Genomic DNA, 14,369 nt, shown 5'->3' with positions numbered 1-14,369 from the left:
CACATCAATGCGGCCGGGCGGATTCCCCGATAGGCAACGTCGCGCGTTTCGTTCCGCCCGGCCGGTTCGCCGAACCGGCCGCCCACTGCCATGCCAGCAGGCCCGGCAGATAGAACAGCAGGTCGCGTACGCGGCGGGCACCGGCCAGCGCGAGACAGGTCGGCGGGTCGAACCCGAGCAGCCCGCCGATCAGCACGAACCCGCCCTCCTGCACGCCGAGCCCGCCCGGCATCAGGAACGCGATGCTGCTCACGAGCTGGATCAGCGCCTCGATCGCGAGCGCCTGCGCGAAGGTCGGCTCCGCACCGAGGAAATACAACGCGAGCCAGATTTCCAGCGCGTAGCCCACGAACTGCAGCGTCTGCCAGATCACGAGATAACGCACGACAATGCCGGTCTTTCTCCAGATCATCCGGATCGACTGATCGGTGCGCGCCGATTCGCCGACCAGCGCCACCACCTTGCCGCTCGTGACGCGGTTGAGCACGCGCATCGCGCGCTCGAACGGCCGCGCATGCTGCACCAGCGCGAACAGCAGCAGCACCGGCACCAGCGCGGCCATGCCGATCGCGAGGTTGCCGGCCACCCGCGCGGCGTCGGACGACACGTGCTCGAGCACGTAGCCGATCGCGACCAGCGCGAACACCAGCTGGCTGATCAGCGTCAGCTGCATGTCGGCGACGAGGCTGGCGACGACGGTTGCCGGCCGCACGCCCGCCTGCCGCAGCAGGCCGAACGATACGATCTCGCCGCCGATCCGCGCGACCGGCAGCAACCCGTTGATCGATTCGCGGATCCACACGAGCTTCAGCATCGTCGCGAACGACGGCCGGCGCGGGCCGCGGATCAGCATCCGCCAGTCCCACGCATTCGCGAGCATCGGCAGGATGTGCGCCAGCGCCGCGAGCAACAGCCCCGCGCCGGCGATCTGCAGGCGATGCAGGATTTCCAGCGGATGCTCACGCCAGATCAGCCACACGGCGAGCGCCAGCCCGCCCAGCGCCGCCACCTGCCCCACATGGCGCAACCGTGCGTCGCCCCGCGCGGCATTCCGCTGCGCGGTATCCACGTCGGGGTTCGTCGGTGTCGTCATGATTCGCTCGCGGGCGACAGCAGGCCTTCCCGGTCGACGCGAAAACGCGTGCCGCGCCACACGACATGCGACGAGAAGAAGCTCGATACGAACACGAAGAACTGCAGGAGATCGACAAACGGCAGCCAGAGCGCGCCGCGCAGGCCCGCGCCGGTTGCCCGGCTCGTTTTCAGCATCAGCAGCGCCCGCGCGGCAAGCGCGGCGGCCACCAGCCCGCACGCGGCGGTCGTGCCGCCGGAGAACAGCAGCGCCAGCAGCGCGAGCGGCACCGGATGCATCAGCACCGAACCGGCGTGACCGAGCCGATCCGCCGCGCGGATCGTGCAGCTCCAGCGCAATTCATGCGCGTACAGCTTCGCGAACGTCTCCTCCACACATGCATGCCCGACGACGAACGGCGGAATGACGACCTGCGCGCCCACCTGCCGCACCGCTTCACCGAGCGCATGATCCTCGGCCAGGTGATGCGCGAAACGCGTGAGCCCGCCGATGCGTTCGAGTGTCGCGCGCGTGAATGCAATCGTCTGGCCAAAACACGGCCGCGCGCGCCCGATGAAGAGCCCGGTAATGACGCCCGGCAGGAAATGGTAGTTCGTCATCGCGACGGCGACACCGGGCCAGAAGCCCGGCGAAGCGATGCCGCGATATACGCTCGTCACGATGCCGACATCCGGCTGCTGCAGCGCGCCGACGACGGCGCGCAAATAATCGCGCTCGACCAGCACGTCGCTGTCGGCGAGACAGAGCACCGAATACTCCGCGTGTTCGAGCATGTTCACGAGATTGGCGATCTTGCGATTCGGCCCGTATAGCCGCGCATCGGCGACGACCTTGATGTTCGCGTCGGGGTAACGCGCGCGCAGCGTCTCGACGGCCGCGAGGGCCTTGTCGTTCGCATCGTGCACGCCGAACAGGTGCTGGACCGGCCCCGGATAATTCTGCACGAAGAAGCTTTCGAGATGCTGTACGAGTTGCCACTCGTCGCCGTGCAGCGGCTTCGCGACGGTGACGCCCGGATAATCGCGCGGCTCGTCCGCCGCCCGGGAAAAGAACCGGCCGACCAGCACGCTGGCCGTGATCGTGTAAGCAATGCCCAGTAACACGCCCAGCCCGCAGACGATCGACATTGCCCCGGCCAGCGCGCGCATCACATGCAGCAAAACCATGCTTCTCCCCAGTGGTGACCCGTACGACCACGACACCCGGGAGCCGCCGCGCGCACGCGGATTCACCCGTGCGCGCCGCCGTATCGATTCCCGTGGAGCCGGATGTGAAGGACGACCAAGCGACGATACGCGCAATCAGATGACACAACTACCGTGCGGCGATCGATTCCTGTCACGCGCACGTAGCCGCATGCCACCGCGGCCCGGAATGCGACGTCGGCAAGCTTGCGGGCCGAAAGGATCGCAGTGGCAACCGCGATGACGACCCAGATACGAAACGTCATGGTGGTGAAAAATGATTCGGGTACGCGCCATGCAAGCAATGACACCAGCACGAAACACTGAATGAACATGCCGGCCAGCGCGGCGATCTGCAGATAGGCGCGCCATCGCTCGCTCGTCGAAGGTGCCATGGTGAAAGAATCTCCCGTGCGGACGACCGATACGGATCTGAAAGATTCGAAAGGTCGCGTGGGTCAGGATCAGGAACAGCGAAAGTCCAGCGGAGAACGATTGTGGCGACGCCTGCTTAACGTTTCGTTAAGAAAGCGACCGTAGAATCCGCCCGACCGATATCGTCCCCGTCGTACGCAGGAGTCTTCATGTCCACGCCCGCCCGATATGACACCGTTGCTCGCTTGCTGCACTGGCTGATCGTCGCGCTGATCGTCGCGCAATATGCGATCGGCTGGACGATGCCCGACGTGCATCGCGACACGCAACCCATCGGCCTGATCGCCGCGCACCTCCTCGTGGGCACCGCGCTGCTCGCGGCGATGGCCTGCCGCGTGCTGTGGCGCGCAACGCATCGCCCGCCCGCGAGTGACCTGCCGCCCGCGATGCGCGCGCTGTCGGGTGCGACGCATTTAGCGCTCTACGCGCTGCTGATCGCGGTGCCGCTGCTCGGCTGGATCAACGCGTCGTCGCGCGCATGGAGCGTGACGTTGTTCGGGATCGTGCCATTGCCCGCGCTGTCGGCGGCCGGCTCCGGATTCGGCCATGCGATGGGCGACGTGCACGGCATCCTCGCCTGGGCACTGTTCGTCGGCATTTGCCTGCACGTGGCAGCCGCGCTGGCGCATCGCTTCGTGCTGCGCGATCAGATCGTGCAGCGCATGATGCCCTGGTGATCGCCACGCTGGCGGCAGGGCCCGCGACTGCGCGCATGCATCCGGTTGCCGCCAGGGCCGATGCCAGCGTCGTTCCGGTTCAGCGCACGATCAGCCTGCCGATCCATCGCGCGCGGCTGGCCAGATGATCGCGCCGCCGCGCGAAGCGGCGCGCAATGACGGGCAGCGCAGCCGGCGCCCTTCTGCCGCGTCGAGCGGCACGAAGGGCTGCCGGACTGCCGTGCCGCGAACACGACGGCCTGAAGTCGCACAAGAGCATATCGACACCTAGTTGCTGGTCTGCGCCGGCATACCGGAGGCCGGTGCGTGCGCGGCGGCAGCCGCCATCCGGGCCCGGTCCTGCTCGGCAAGCTTCGCTTCCGCCGCCTGGATGTCCGCCGGATACTCGCCTTCGTCTCCCTTCGCCGGGTCGTACCCGGCTGCTTCCAGGCGGATCAATTCGTCGCGAACCTGTGCGCGCGTCAGCGGCGCGGCCGATTGCGCGAAGGCCGACTGACCGACGATCGCTCCGATCATCGTCAGGACTGCGATATATGTTTTCATCATGAACTCCTTCAATGTTCCGTATCGATCAACCTTGTTGAATTCCTGACCTGCGAATGCAGGCGACTGCGTCAGCTTCCGAAATAGATCGTGCAGAAGCTCGCGGGGCCGACGCATGCGGCAGAACCCTGGCGCGGCGACATCGTCGCCGGCTTGCCCGCTTCCGATGACGCGGCCGGATCGCTGCCCATCGCCGTGCTGGCCTGATGCTCCGGCATCTGTTCGGCCTGCCGCTGGAACAGCGGGCTCACGTCCGGATACGACGTATCGGTCACGAAGCGCAGCCCGTTGTTTTCGGCGTCGATCAGTTCCTGCCTGACCTGCGCGCGCGTCAGTTCCTGGGCCGACGCTTGCGTCGCGATACCCGCGAGAGAAATCGCCGCCACCGCGGCGGCCACCAGCCAATGCGTGTTCATGTTCCACTCCTTGAGAAGTCATCGAGACGACGTGCTACACCCGTATGACGACGGAGCGCGTGGGTTTATTCCCGCGCGTCGCACAACTCGGATCACTCGGCTTCTCCGGCGCCGGGAGCGCCCGGGACGGACGTTCATGAAACTGTCATTCTTTCGTCAGCCGGCGTAACCTGACGTAACGCAGCGCCCGCCGCGCTTCGGGCAGACTGATGTCACCCCTTACGGATCGCCTTTCGATCGACCATGTCCGTCGCTTACGACTATGTAGCCGGCCTGCTGCGCACGCTGTACGACCGCCATATCGACGGCGGCGCGGTGCTCGATACAGCCGCGTTTCCCGACGCCGAGCGTTTCGTCCGCGCGTGGACCGACATCCAGGCCGAGGCATTCGCCGTGGCGCGCGACATGCCGCGCATCCCGCGTTTTCACGAGATCATGCGCGAGCAGTACGACATCTCGGCCAACGACGCACGCGACTGGCGGATGTTCATCATGCAGGCGTACGGCCAGCCGTTTCCGCGCAACCTGTCGCGCTGCCCGACCGTCGCATCGATCGTCGCGGCGTCGCCGGACGTGCTGTCCGCATCGCTGTCGTTCCTCGCGCCCGGCAAGCACATTCCGCCGCATCGCGGGCCGTTTCGCGGCATCCTGCGCGGCTATCTCGTGCTGTCGATGCCGAAACGCGCGGACGGCACGCCGGCCGCCGTACTGAAAGTCGACGGCCACGAGTACCGGCTCGAGGAAGGACGTTTCCTGCTGTGGGACGACACGTTCATGCACGAGGTGTGGAACGACAGCGACGCCGTGCGGATCGTGCTGCTGCTCGATATCCGCCGGCGCGGGATGCCGCGCCTGCTCACGTGGCTGTCGAATGCGGTGATCGGCGTCGTTCGGCTCGGGATCCGGATTCGCGGGCGATCGATTCCGGTCTAGCGAACGTGGCCGGCATGCATCGGGTGACCCATCTTTTCGCGACTGCCCGCTCTTGTGTCCGGAAGGCGCTCAACGCAGCCAGGATGCCGGCGAAATCATCAGGATACCTTGTCGAATTCATCGTCCAACGCGTAGATGCCGCGCCTGGCGACGCACGGGAAAGGCGGATCGATCACCCGCACATTCGTCAGTTCCCAGCACACGTATCCGGCGCACCATTGCTTGCCTTGCGCGCGGGCTTCATCAGGCGTCCAGTCGTGTACCCCTACGACGTCGACCAACGCGAGCGCGATACCGTCAGGGTCCTCCTGCCCGTCCTGTCGCAGAAAAATCGTGTTCTGCACCAGCACGAGATCACGCAACGGCAGGGCCGGCGGCGCCCACGACCGGATTTCGACCTGCTTCCGGCCCGCGACGATATCGTCGACGGCGGGCTTGACGATCGACAGCGCGGATCGCGGCATGGCAAGTATTTCCTTCATCGGCAAGTGGAGAGCGTGCGACCGTCGATCGGCATCGCGGCCGAATCCGGCATGCGACGACGGTTCGGGCAGGATTGTTGCCGATTCGCCTGAACGTGTCGACCGGGACGGATCGGACACGCCGGCGCACCGCGACTACGCGATGCCGGCGTTCCGCCCCTGACGGATCGCCTAAACTACAGACCGTCCCCTCCGCGCGGCTCCTGCCAGCCACCGCCATGGCGCACCTCTTCTTCGCCGCCTCGATCCAGCGGCACATCGAAACGCCCGAACGCGACATCGACGCCCACTCGGTCGGCGAAGCATTCGACACCGTTTTCAGCGAGCAGCCGCGGCTGCGCGGCTACATCCTCGACGACCAGGGTGCGCTGCGCAAACACCTGTCGGTATTCATCGACGGCCATCCGATCCGCGACCGGCAACACCTGTCCGACGTGCTCGGCGACGCCAGCCGGGTCTATGTCGTGCAGGCGCTGACGGGCGGATAAGGGGACGTATGCACAAGCACCGACCGCGCACCCAAACGTCAGGTCGGGCCATCAGGAGACATCGCACATGAACGATCGACTGCTCGTCGCCACCCGCAAGGGCCTGTTCGTCCTGCAGCCCGACGGCCACGGCGGATGGACGCTCGGTGAGCCGCACTTCGCCGGCGAGCCGGTCAGCATGGCGCTCGCCGACCCGCGCGACGGCACGCTGTATGCCGCGCTGAACCTCGGCCATTTCGGCGTCAAGCTGCACCGCCAGCGCGCCGGCGCCACCGACTGGGAGGAATGCGCGGTGCCCGTCTACCCGCCGCAGCCCGCCGACGCCTCACCCTCAAGCGCCCGCGTGAATGCCGGCACCGGCGACGACGACGACGCGCCTCCCGGCCCGCCGCAGCCGCCGTGGACGCTCCAGCAGATCTGGTCGCTCGAAGCCGGCGGCGCCGACGAGCCGGGCGTGCTGTGGGCCGGCACGATTCCGGGCGGGCTGTTCCGCTCCGACGACGGCGGCAGTTCGTGGGTGCTCAACCGGGCATTGTGGGATCGCCCGGAGCGCGCCGAATGGGGCGGCGGCGGATACGACGCGCCGGGCATCCATTCGGTGATGGTCGATCCGCGCGACAGCCGGCACGTGACGATCGGCATCTCGTGCGGCGGCGTCTGGCAGACGGCCGACGGCGGCGCGACATGGCGAGTGACCGCCGACGGCATGGAAGCCGACTACATGCCGCCCGAGCGGCGCGGCGAACCAAACATGCAGGATCCGCACCGCGTCGTGCAGTGTGCGGCCAACCCGGACGTGCTGTGGACGCAGCATCACTGCGCGATCTTCCGCTCGACCGACGGCGCCGAACACTGGCGGCGGATCGAGGCGCAACCTTCGAGCTTTGGGTTCGCGGTGGCCGTGCACCCGCACGAACCGGACACCGCGTGGTTCGTGCCGGCCGTGAAGGACGCGTGCCGGATTCCGGTGGGCGGCAGGTTCGTCGTCACGCGCACGCGCGACGGCGGGCGCCGTTTCGAGCAATTCACGAACGGGTTGCCGAGTGCACCGGCGTACGACCTCGTGTATCGGCACGGGCTCGCGGTGGACGATTCGGGCACACGTCTCGCGATGGCGTCGACGACCGGTGGGTTATGGACGTCCGACGATGGGGGGGAACACTGGCAGTTGGTGTCTGCGCATTTGCCGCCGGTTTACTGTGTTCGGTTCGGGTGATGGTGTGCAAGCGGGCTGGTTCGCGCACCGCGCGCATGGCCCGCTTTACCGCTCAACGCCCGCCCCCATCCGCCCCACCGCCTCCCGCGTCTGCGCAATCTCCGCCTCAATCCAGTCGAGAAACGACCTGACCCACGGCTCGCGCTCCCTCCCCGGCCGGCACAGCGCGACGAAACGCGCGCCCTCGATCCGCACCGACGGCTCGATCGGCGTCAACGCCCCGTGCGCGACATGCTCGGCAGCCAGCACCGAGCTGAGCAGCGCGACACCCTGCCCGTGCAGCACCGCCTGCAACGCGTAATGCTCGTCATCGTAATGACGAAACACCGCGCGCTCGAGCCACGCTTCGCGGCCGGCCGCGCGACACCACGACGCCCAGTCGACCGACACCGGCAGCGGCGTATCCCACACGGTCTCGATCAGGTCGAGCGGCTCATCCGCGCGATGCGCATCGAATCCGGCGGCCGCATACGCGCCGAAATACTCGTCGATCAGCGCAATCTCGTGCAGCGCCGGAAACGTGCGCGACGTCGCGCGAATCGCGAGATCGATCCGCGCATCGCGTTCGAGATCCGCGAGCGCGTTGCCGGTTTCGACCTTGATGTGCAGTTGCGGATCGATGCGACGAAACCGGCCGAGGCGCGGAATCAGCCACATCGCGGCGAATGCGGGTGTGGTGGTCAGCACGAGCGTGCGCTCGCCGGTCGCTTCGGGCCGCACCGCATCGAGCCCGCGGCTCAATGCGAGCAGGGCATCGTGACTCGCGCGAAACAGGCGTTCGCCTTCGTCCGTGAGCCGCACGCCACTCGCCCCGCGCTCGAACAGCAGCACGCCGAGCCGGCTTTCGAGCGACTTGATCTGGTGCGACACCGCCGCCGGTGTCACGGACAGTTCGTCCGCGGCAGCCTTGAACGCGCCAAGCCGCGCCGACGACTCGAATACACGCAAAGCGGTCAGGGGAATTTTCGAGAACACGGGGCCTCGCGGGCCGGATCGGGCCGGGTTGAATTCAATTGAATCGGGGTGAGATTAGGTGAATTGAAGCGGGCACGCAACGCGGATAGCCTTGCGGGACGTCGCGGCACGGTGCCGCGGCGCGTGGCGTCCAACCGGAGAAACAACGTGCAAGGCCTACCGCGCAGGATCACGCAGGCGGTGCTCTACGAAGCGATCGCGATTTCCTGCATCTCGCCCGTGATCGCGGCGATCTTCAAGCAGAACCTCGTCTATTCGGGCGCGCTGTCGGCGACGATGTCGGCGATCGCGCTGCTGTGGAACATGATCTTCAACGCGCTGTTCGAACGCTGGGAAGCGTCGCGCCGCCAGCCGGCACGCACGCTCGGGCGGCGGATCCTGCACGCGACCGGATTCGAAGGCGGGCTGATCTTCATCCTGGTGCCCGTCGTGGCGTGGTGGCTCGACATCTCGTGGCTCGACGCGTTCGTCGTCGACATCGGGCTGTTCGCGTTCTTCTTCTGTTACGCGTTCGTATTCCAGTGGGCGTTCGATCGCGTGTTCGACGTGCCGGCGGCGACGAAAGGGCAATGAGCCGGGCAGGCCGCCCCGCAATATCGGATAGTCGAGAATGGCATCAATCGACGTGTTTGTTTCTATTTTAAACTTCACTCGAATTTTATAATTCCCACACTCGACTTACGCCACCCCATATATTCACAAAGTTAAAACAGCCATAGGGTTTACGTTACATTGCCGCTCCGCAAATTCAACTGCTAATGTAGGTTGACGATTAACACAAGATAATCACCCGCACCCACCCCATATAATCAGCGCAACCACACGCGCCGACTCAATCGCTAAATCCGCCCCGGAAGTTTAGAGGGCGATTTGCGATGTTCGCAGTTCAATTCCTCAACAAGGAAATCATCATGAACGAAAATCAAGAAAAGCAAGATCTCCCGCTGATCGAATGGATGCAGGAAGATCAGCATGAAGATTGGGTCGAGATGATGAAAGACAGCGCAGTCATTCCATTCGCAACCGCTCTGTGGGCATAAGCGGTCAGCCATCGGATGATGGCGGATCGCACTGATCCGCCATTTTTTTGATCCAGAACCTGGATATCCCGGAGAGTGTGATGGAAAAAAGTGTCGAAAATTTCTTTTCGTGCGTCCGCGGACATCCAGCCATGATGCAGAAAAGCGCGCCCGGCGCCAATATCCTGGTCGGCTCGGACAAAAGCCAGAAAAATACCGCGCAATCAATCATTCGGCATTGCCCTGAAAAACTGGAATATTCATTCACCTACGTCGAGCTCGACACGGAAGATCACGAACAGGTCATCAGGGAAATCGACCGATGTGACATGTTCATCTTCATGTACGACTCGTCGATACGTTCCGACATCAATCCGCACGGGCCGTCATTCATCCCGCCCCTCAAGCCAAAAATGGCCGAGCACTGGAAGAAGTCGGTATTGCTCCGCGAGTATGGCGAGTTCTTCAAAGAGGCCTTTTCCGAGAGCATCGACGACATTGCCGTGCGCAACGAACGCATCATTGCGGCAGCGCAACGCGCCCGGCGCGTGCAATTTCACGACGGTTTGGGCGGCTCGCTGCACGGAACGCTGGATCAGACCTGGAAAAGCCTGGATGGCCGCAACCACTACGATTTGATGCCAGGCGAAGTGGCGACCCGGGTACCCGACCTGACCGGCAACGTCGTATTCGGCGGCACCTTCCTGAGCACGGTGCCCTTCGCCATCAAGTACGGCGTCATCGACCCGATATTGCACATCTGGATCGATCGGGGCCAGGTGACCAGCGTCGAATCGGCCAATCGACAGCTCGAGGACGACCTCAAGTTATATCTGGATAAATGTGCGGGAAACCGGATTGTCGAAGAGTTCGGGATTGGTACGAACCTGAACGTCCGGCTGCATGGACGCAATGCGAGTTTCGAAGAACGCCACCCCGGGCTGCACCTCGGCCTCGGTGGCGGTGAACGTGGCAGCCATCATCTGGACCTAGTGTTTTCGTCCGGAACGATTCGGTTCGACGACACGGTCATCTTCGACGGCTCGTTCCACGTCTAGCGAGCGCCTTCGACGACACGGCCGGCATCGAAGCACCGACAAGGTGCCGGCCTCGCGATTTCCACCCTCGGCATCCTGCCCGCGCAGGTTCACGTTACGCCTGTCCCGCACGGTGGCCGCGCACACCGGAGCCGAATCGTCATGGTCGACCTCGAACAGCAATTGCATGTCGCGCAGACGCAATACGCAGGCGCTTCGCATGATCCCGCGCTGCTGCATCGCATCTGCGACCTGCTGACCGCCCTCCGGCGCGAGGAGGACATGCTTCCCTGGGCCGACCGCGCGCTGGCGCTCGATCCGCACGACGCCGTGTTCATTGCGCGACGTGCCGATGCGCTCTACCTGCTGGGCCGGTATGTCGAAGCCGCCGATACATGGCGACGTGATCCGTCGCGGCACAACCGCCCCGAACTCTACCGCTTGCGACTGGGCATGAGCCTGATGATGGCCGGCGATCTCCCACAGGCCATCCGGTTGCTCGACGAAGCCTTTCGGATGGCCGAATCAGGCCATGCCGAAATGACCGCATCGATCGGGTTCGCGATGGGCGAGGCGATGCTCAAGGCCGGCGATCCGCGCGGCTTCGCCTATTGGCGCATGCGCGATGACGTTCCGCGCCTGTCCGCCAATTACCGCCCGATCGACATCCCGGCATGGGACGGTGAATCGGATGTGCGCGGCAAGCGTGTCCTGATCACGCACGAACACGGATTCGGCGACAACTTTCTCCTGGCAGCCTGCGTGCCCGATTGGCTGGCGGCAGGCGCGCACGTCATGCTCACCTGCCATCCGCAGAACCATGCGCTCATGCAGGCGTCACTGCCGCATTGCGAGGTCGTCGCCGCACCCAATCCGCTGCAGTTTCATGCGCCATTGCCCCGTGAACTGCAATCATTGGCAGACGGGTTCGCGCCGGACCTGCATGCAACACTGCTCCATTTGCCCATGCTGAAAGCCCGGCAGACGCGCGTGCCGGAACAATGGTTCGCGCCCTATATCCGGGTGCCGCCGCAAAAGCAGCGAATCGCGGCCGAATGGGCCGCGCAACTGCGCGACAAGCATCCGGGGAAGAAGCTGATCGGACTGTTTTGGGATTGCGTTCAACGACACTGGCCCGAAAAGGGCGCCATCGTCAGGTGCTGGGCCAGCCGCCGCAGCCTGCCGCTCGATGCGATCAACGAGATCGTGGAGCACCCTTCCATGGCGGAATGCCTGCATTTCGTGAATCTGCATCATCCCGCTGCCGTGGCGCTGGCAGGCACGCCGGCCAGCAATGTCAGTCACTACCAGCCGGTGATTCGGGATTTTGGCGACACGGCGGCATGCATGGCTCAACTGGACGCCGTGGTCGCGGTGGATTCAGGCGTCGCCAATCTGGCGGCCATGATGGGCATGCGGACGTGTGTACCGACCCACACCTGTGGCGATTGGCGTTGGGGAGTCGAGGGAACGACGAGCCCGTGGATCAGGCAGGCGACCGCTTTGCGGCAAACCCGGGAAGGTGACTGGAGCGACGTGGTTCGAAGCATCCAGGCGTGGCTCATGCATGCCGTTGCCTGATGCCTGATGCCTGATGCCTGATGCTTGATGCCCGATGCGAACAATCCGACCTGAACAGGCCGGACCAGCACGCCGACGCCCCCCGCATCCCGGGACCTTCCCGAGATGAAGGGGGCGCCAGTCCGTCAAGCCGATTGCGGACCTGACGATCGCTCAATCACGTCGTTCAATGCACGCCGAGATAAGCCTTCACCGCCGGCAGGCCCGGCTTGCCGTCGAGCGTCGTGACGCCCGCGAGCCACTTGTCGAGCGCCTGCGGGTTCGCCTTCAGCCACTCGGCCGCCGCCTTGTTCGGATCTTCCTTGTTCATGATCGGCATCATCACGTGGTTCTCGATCGACGTCGTGAACTGCAGGTTCGACACGAACTTCGCGACGTTCGGGCAGCGCTGCGCGTAGTCGGGCGGCGTCGCCGTCAGCACCTTCGCTTCGCCGTAGTTCGGGCCGAACACGTCGTCGCCGCCGGTCAGGTAGTCGATCTTCATCTGCACGTTCATCGGATGCGGTTCCCAGCCAAGGAACACGATCCACTGCTTGTCGCGGATCGCGCGATTCACCTCGACCAGCATCCCGGCCTCGCTCGACTCGACCATCTTGAACTTGCCGAGGCCGAACTGGTTACCGTCGATCATCTTCTTGATCAGCAGGTTGCCGTCGTTGCCCGGTTCGATCCCGTAGATCTTGCCGTTCAGCTTGTCCGCGTACTTCTGAATATCCGCGAACGACTTCAGGCCACCCTGGTACACGTAGTCGGGCACCGCGAGCGTGTATTTCGCGCCGGTCAGGTTCGGCGTCGAAAGCACCTTGATCTGGCCGGCCTTCGTGAACGGCTGGATGATCGGGTCCATCGTCGGCGACCAGTAGCCGAGGAACACGTCGATCTGCTTGCTCTTGATGCCGGCGAACGTGATCGGCACCGAGGCGATCGTCTTCGTCGGGCTGTAGCCGAGGCCCTGCAGCATCGTCGACGCGAGGCCCGTGGTCGCCGCGATGTCGGACCAGCCGACGTCCGCGAAGCGCACGTTCTTGCACACGGGCGGGTCGGCCGCATACACGGCCGACATCGGCGCGGTTATCCCGATCCCGCACACCGCTGCGATCAATAGGCGCTTCATCTTGCTTCTCCTCAAAGTGATGTCGTTTGCTTGAATGCGGGATCGTTTATTGAAGCCGCGCGCCACGATCCCGGCGGCGTCGCGGACCTTAGGGTCGGTCAGCGCCCCGGCAACCGGCGCTCGTAGCTCGGCGCGTGGCCGAACTGCGCACGGTAGGCCTTACTGAAATGGCAGGGCGAATGAAAACCGCAGACCGTCGTCACGCGCGCGATCGACGCGTCGGTCGTGCGCAGCAGGTCGCGCGCGCGCTTCAGGCGCAGCGTCAGGTAATAGTGGGTCGGCGACACGTTCAGGTACACCTTGAACATGCGCTGCAGATGCCGCTGCGACAGCCGCACGAGCCGCGCGAGCTCCTCGAGCGACAGCGGCTCCTCGATGTTCGCCTCCATCAGCCGCACGACCTCGATCAGCTCGGCGCGCGAGAAGCCGACGCGCGCATCGACCGGAATCGGCTGCGTATCGGTCGAGCTGCGGATGCGCTCGAGGATGAACTGCTCGGACACCTGTGCGGCCAGCTGCTGGCCGAACCGCATGCCGACGAGGTTCAGCATCAGGTCCAGCGGCGCGGTGCCGCCGGTGCAGGTCAGCCGGTCGCGGTCGACGACGAACAGTTCGTCGGCGAACCCGACTTGCGGAAACTCGGCATGCAGCGCGGACAGGTTCTCCCAGTGCACGGTGCAGCGATAGCCGTCGAGCAGCCCGCTCGACATCAGTGCATACGCGCCCGTGCAGATGCCGCCGAGCGGCAGGCCGCGTTCGGCGAGCGCCGCGAGCGTATCGCGTGCGCCTTCGTCGACCACGTCGCGGATGCGGATGCCGCCGCAGACGATCATCACGTCGGGCAGGTTCGTGTAGTCGAGCGCCTGCGTGGGCCGTACCGCGATGCCGTTGCTGGCGTGCACCGGGCTGCCGTCGAGCGAGTAGATCGACCACTGGTAGTGATCGGCACGCCCGACGTAGTTCGCCATCCGAAGCACTTCGACGGCGCTCGAGAACGCGATCATCGAGAAGTTCGGCAGCGTCAGGAAGCCGAAATGGGCGAGGGACGAAACCGGTGAAACGCAGGCAGCGGGCGCGACAGCGACGGCGGACGTCACATCGGTCTCCTGGCGAGGAGGTTGCAGGGGGCCAGCCCCGCGGCCGAAGCCGCGGAAGCCATTATTTATATTCAGGGTA

Annotated in this window: 17 protein-coding genes; 8 read left to right on the top strand and 9 right to left on the bottom strand. The window is 64.9% G+C overall.

The annotated features are described in order from the left end of the window. Positions 1-4: 4 nt before the first annotated feature. From BCEP18194_RS25170 to BCEP18194_RS25160, 3 genes are all read right to left on the bottom strand, one after another. Positions 5-1,093 (bottom strand): lysylphosphatidylglycerol synthase domain-containing protein, encoded by a 1,089-nt coding sequence (locus tag BCEP18194_RS25170; protein ID WP_011354083.1) that lies wholly within the window; start codon positions 1,091-1,093, stop codon positions 5-7. Next, a complete protein-coding gene (gene hpnI, locus BCEP18194_RS25165) occupies positions 1,090-2,259 on the bottom strand; it encodes a bacteriohopanetetrol glucosamine biosynthesis glycosyltransferase HpnI (protein ID WP_011354082.1) in 1,170 nt (389 codons plus the stop codon). The genes BCEP18194_RS25170 and hpnI overlap by 4 nt, the downstream gene beginning before the upstream one ends. A gap of 62 nt (positions 2,260-2,321) precedes the next feature. After that, the gene (locus BCEP18194_RS25160) at positions 2,322-2,672 is read right to left on the bottom strand and encodes a hypothetical protein (protein ID WP_011354081.1); all 351 of its coding nucleotides are present in this window, start codon (positions 2,670-2,672) and stop codon (positions 2,322-2,324) included. Between the two features lie 189 nt (positions 2,673-2,861). Between BCEP18194_RS25160 and BCEP18194_RS25155 the strand changes: the two genes are divergently transcribed. Further along, positions 2,862-3,389 (top strand): cytochrome b, encoded by a 528-nt coding sequence (locus BCEP18194_RS25155; protein ID WP_011354080.1) that lies wholly within the window; start codon positions 2,862-2,864, stop codon positions 3,387-3,389. A 267-nt stretch (positions 3,390-3,656) separates the two neighbouring features. On the opposite strand, the gene BCEP18194_RS25150 is transcribed toward BCEP18194_RS25155, so the two are convergent. Next, positions 3,657-3,932: a DUF4148 domain-containing protein gene (locus BCEP18194_RS25150; protein WP_041493463.1), complete on the bottom strand. Its 276-nt coding sequence runs from the start codon at positions 3,930-3,932 to the stop codon at positions 3,657-3,659. 71 nt (positions 3,933-4,003) lie between these two features. Continuing rightward, entirely contained in the window at positions 4,004-4,348 is a 345-nt protein-coding gene (locus BCEP18194_RS25145) for a DUF4148 domain-containing protein (RefSeq protein WP_011354078.1), read from the bottom strand. A gap of 243 nt (positions 4,349-4,591) precedes the next feature. On the opposite strand from BCEP18194_RS25145, the gene BCEP18194_RS25140 reads away from it, so the two are divergent. Further along, a complete protein-coding gene (locus BCEP18194_RS25140) occupies positions 4,592-5,281 on the top strand; it encodes an aspartyl/asparaginyl beta-hydroxylase domain-containing protein (RefSeq protein ID WP_011354077.1) in 690 nt (229 codons plus the stop codon). A 98-nt stretch (positions 5,282-5,379) separates the two neighbouring features. Here BCEP18194_RS25140 and BCEP18194_RS25135 read toward each other — a convergent pair whose 3' ends face one another. Then, a complete protein-coding gene (locus BCEP18194_RS25135; protein WP_244273066.1) occupies positions 5,380-5,883 on the bottom strand; it encodes an ASCH domain-containing protein in 504 nt (167 codons plus the stop codon). Between the two features lie 98 nt (positions 5,884-5,981). On the opposite strand from BCEP18194_RS25135, the gene BCEP18194_RS25130 reads away from it, so the two are divergent. After that, positions 5,982-6,251: a MoaD/ThiS family protein gene (locus BCEP18194_RS25130; RefSeq protein WP_011354075.1), complete on the top strand. Its 270-nt coding sequence runs from the start codon at positions 5,982-5,984 to the stop codon at positions 6,249-6,251. A 67-nt stretch (positions 6,252-6,318) separates the two neighbouring features. Then, entirely contained in the window at positions 6,319-7,467 is a 1,149-nt protein-coding gene (locus BCEP18194_RS25125) for a WD40/YVTN/BNR-like repeat-containing protein (protein WP_011354074.1), read from the top strand. Between the two features lie 45 nt (positions 7,468-7,512). On the opposite strand, the gene BCEP18194_RS25120 is transcribed toward BCEP18194_RS25125, so the two are convergent. Further along, the gene (locus tag BCEP18194_RS25120; protein WP_011354073.1) at positions 7,513-8,442 is read right to left on the bottom strand and encodes a LysR substrate-binding domain-containing protein; all 930 of its coding nucleotides are present in this window, start codon (positions 8,440-8,442) and stop codon (positions 7,513-7,515) included. 147 nt (positions 8,443-8,589) lie between these two features. Here BCEP18194_RS25120 and BCEP18194_RS25115 point away from each other — a divergent pair, with 147 nt between their 5' ends. The 4 genes from BCEP18194_RS25115 (at position 8,590) to BCEP18194_RS25100 (ending at position 12,079) form a co-directional block, all read left to right on the top strand. Beyond that, a complete protein-coding gene (locus BCEP18194_RS25115) occupies positions 8,590-9,015 on the top strand; it encodes a PACE efflux transporter (RefSeq protein WP_041493462.1) in 426 nt (141 codons plus the stop codon). Positions 9,016-9,353: 338 nt separating this feature from the next. Next, positions 9,354-9,482: a hypothetical protein gene (locus tag BCEP18194_RS42285; protein WP_021163990.1), complete on the top strand. Its 129-nt coding sequence runs from the start codon at positions 9,354-9,356 to the stop codon at positions 9,480-9,482. 131 nt (positions 9,483-9,613) lie between these two features. Beyond that, positions 9,614-10,519, top strand: a complete 906-nt coding sequence (locus BCEP18194_RS25105; protein ID WP_157687233.1) for a leucyl aminopeptidase — start codon at positions 9,614-9,616, stop codon at positions 10,517-10,519. A gap of 141 nt (positions 10,520-10,660) precedes the next feature. Beyond that, positions 10,661-12,079, top strand: coding sequence for a bacterial transcriptional activator domain-containing protein (locus BCEP18194_RS25100; protein WP_011354070.1), 1,419 nt, complete (start codon positions 10,661-10,663; stop codon positions 12,077-12,079). Between the two features lie 166 nt (positions 12,080-12,245). Here the strand turns inward: BCEP18194_RS25100 and BCEP18194_RS25095 are convergent, their stop codons facing one another. Both BCEP18194_RS25095 and BCEP18194_RS25090 read right to left on the bottom strand, forming a co-directional pair. Next, complete coding sequence (locus BCEP18194_RS25095; protein WP_011354069.1) at positions 12,246-13,193, bottom strand: choline ABC transporter substrate-binding protein; 948 nt, start codon at positions 13,191-13,193, stop codon at positions 12,246-12,248. Positions 13,194-13,291: 98 nt separating this feature from the next. Beyond that, entirely contained in the window at positions 13,292-14,290 is a 999-nt protein-coding gene (locus tag BCEP18194_RS25090) for a GlxA family transcriptional regulator (protein WP_011354068.1), read from the bottom strand. Between the last annotated feature and the right edge of the window lie 79 nt (positions 14,291-14,369).

Source organism: Burkholderia lata, assembly GCF_000012945.1.
Lineage (GTDB): Bacteria > Pseudomonadota > Gammaproteobacteria > Burkholderiales > Burkholderiaceae > Burkholderia > Burkholderia lata.
The sequence above is the reverse complement of the archived record's forward strand: the minus strand, read 5'-3'. Positions and strand labels throughout refer to the sequence as shown.

Excerpts from the sequence above, each read along its gene's own strand:
- BCEP18194_RS25170 (WP_011354083.1), bottom strand. The coding sequence starts at position 1,093 with ATGACGACACCGACGAACCCCGACGTGGATACCGCGCAGCGGAATGCC.
- hpnI (WP_011354082.1), bottom strand. The coding sequence starts at position 2,259 with ATGGTTTTGCTGCATGTGATGCGCGCGCTGGCCGGGGCAATGTCGATC.
- BCEP18194_RS25160 (WP_011354081.1), bottom strand. The coding sequence starts at position 2,672 with ATGGCACCTTCGACGAGCGAGCGATGGCGCGCCTATCTGCAGATCGCC.
- BCEP18194_RS25155 (WP_011354080.1), top strand. The coding sequence starts at position 2,862 with ATGTCCACGCCCGCCCGATATGACACCGTTGCTCGCTTGCTGCACTGG.
- BCEP18194_RS25150 (WP_041493463.1), bottom strand. The coding sequence starts at position 3,932 with ATGAAAACATATATCGCAGTCCTGACGATGATCGGAGCGATCGTCGGT.
- BCEP18194_RS25145 (WP_011354078.1), bottom strand. The coding sequence starts at position 4,348 with ATGAACACGCATTGGCTGGTGGCCGCCGCGGTGGCGGCGATTTCTCTC.
- BCEP18194_RS25140 (WP_011354077.1), top strand. The coding sequence starts at position 4,592 with ATGTCCGTCGCTTACGACTATGTAGCCGGCCTGCTGCGCACGCTGTAC.
- BCEP18194_RS25130 (WP_011354075.1), top strand. The coding sequence starts at position 5,982 with ATGGCGCACCTCTTCTTCGCCGCCTCGATCCAGCGGCACATCGAAACG.
- BCEP18194_RS25125 (WP_011354074.1), top strand. The coding sequence starts at position 6,319 with ATGAACGATCGACTGCTCGTCGCCACCCGCAAGGGCCTGTTCGTCCTG.
- BCEP18194_RS42285 (WP_021163990.1), top strand. The coding sequence starts at position 9,354 with ATGAACGAAAATCAAGAAAAGCAAGATCTCCCGCTGATCGAATGGATG.
- BCEP18194_RS25105 (WP_157687233.1), top strand. The coding sequence starts at position 9,614 with ATGATGCAGAAAAGCGCGCCCGGCGCCAATATCCTGGTCGGCTCGGAC.
- BCEP18194_RS25100 (WP_011354070.1), top strand. The coding sequence starts at position 10,661 with ATGGTCGACCTCGAACAGCAATTGCATGTCGCGCAGACGCAATACGCA.
- BCEP18194_RS25095 (WP_011354069.1), bottom strand. The coding sequence starts at position 13,193 with ATGAAGCGCCTATTGATCGCAGCGGTGTGCGGGATCGGGATAACCGCG.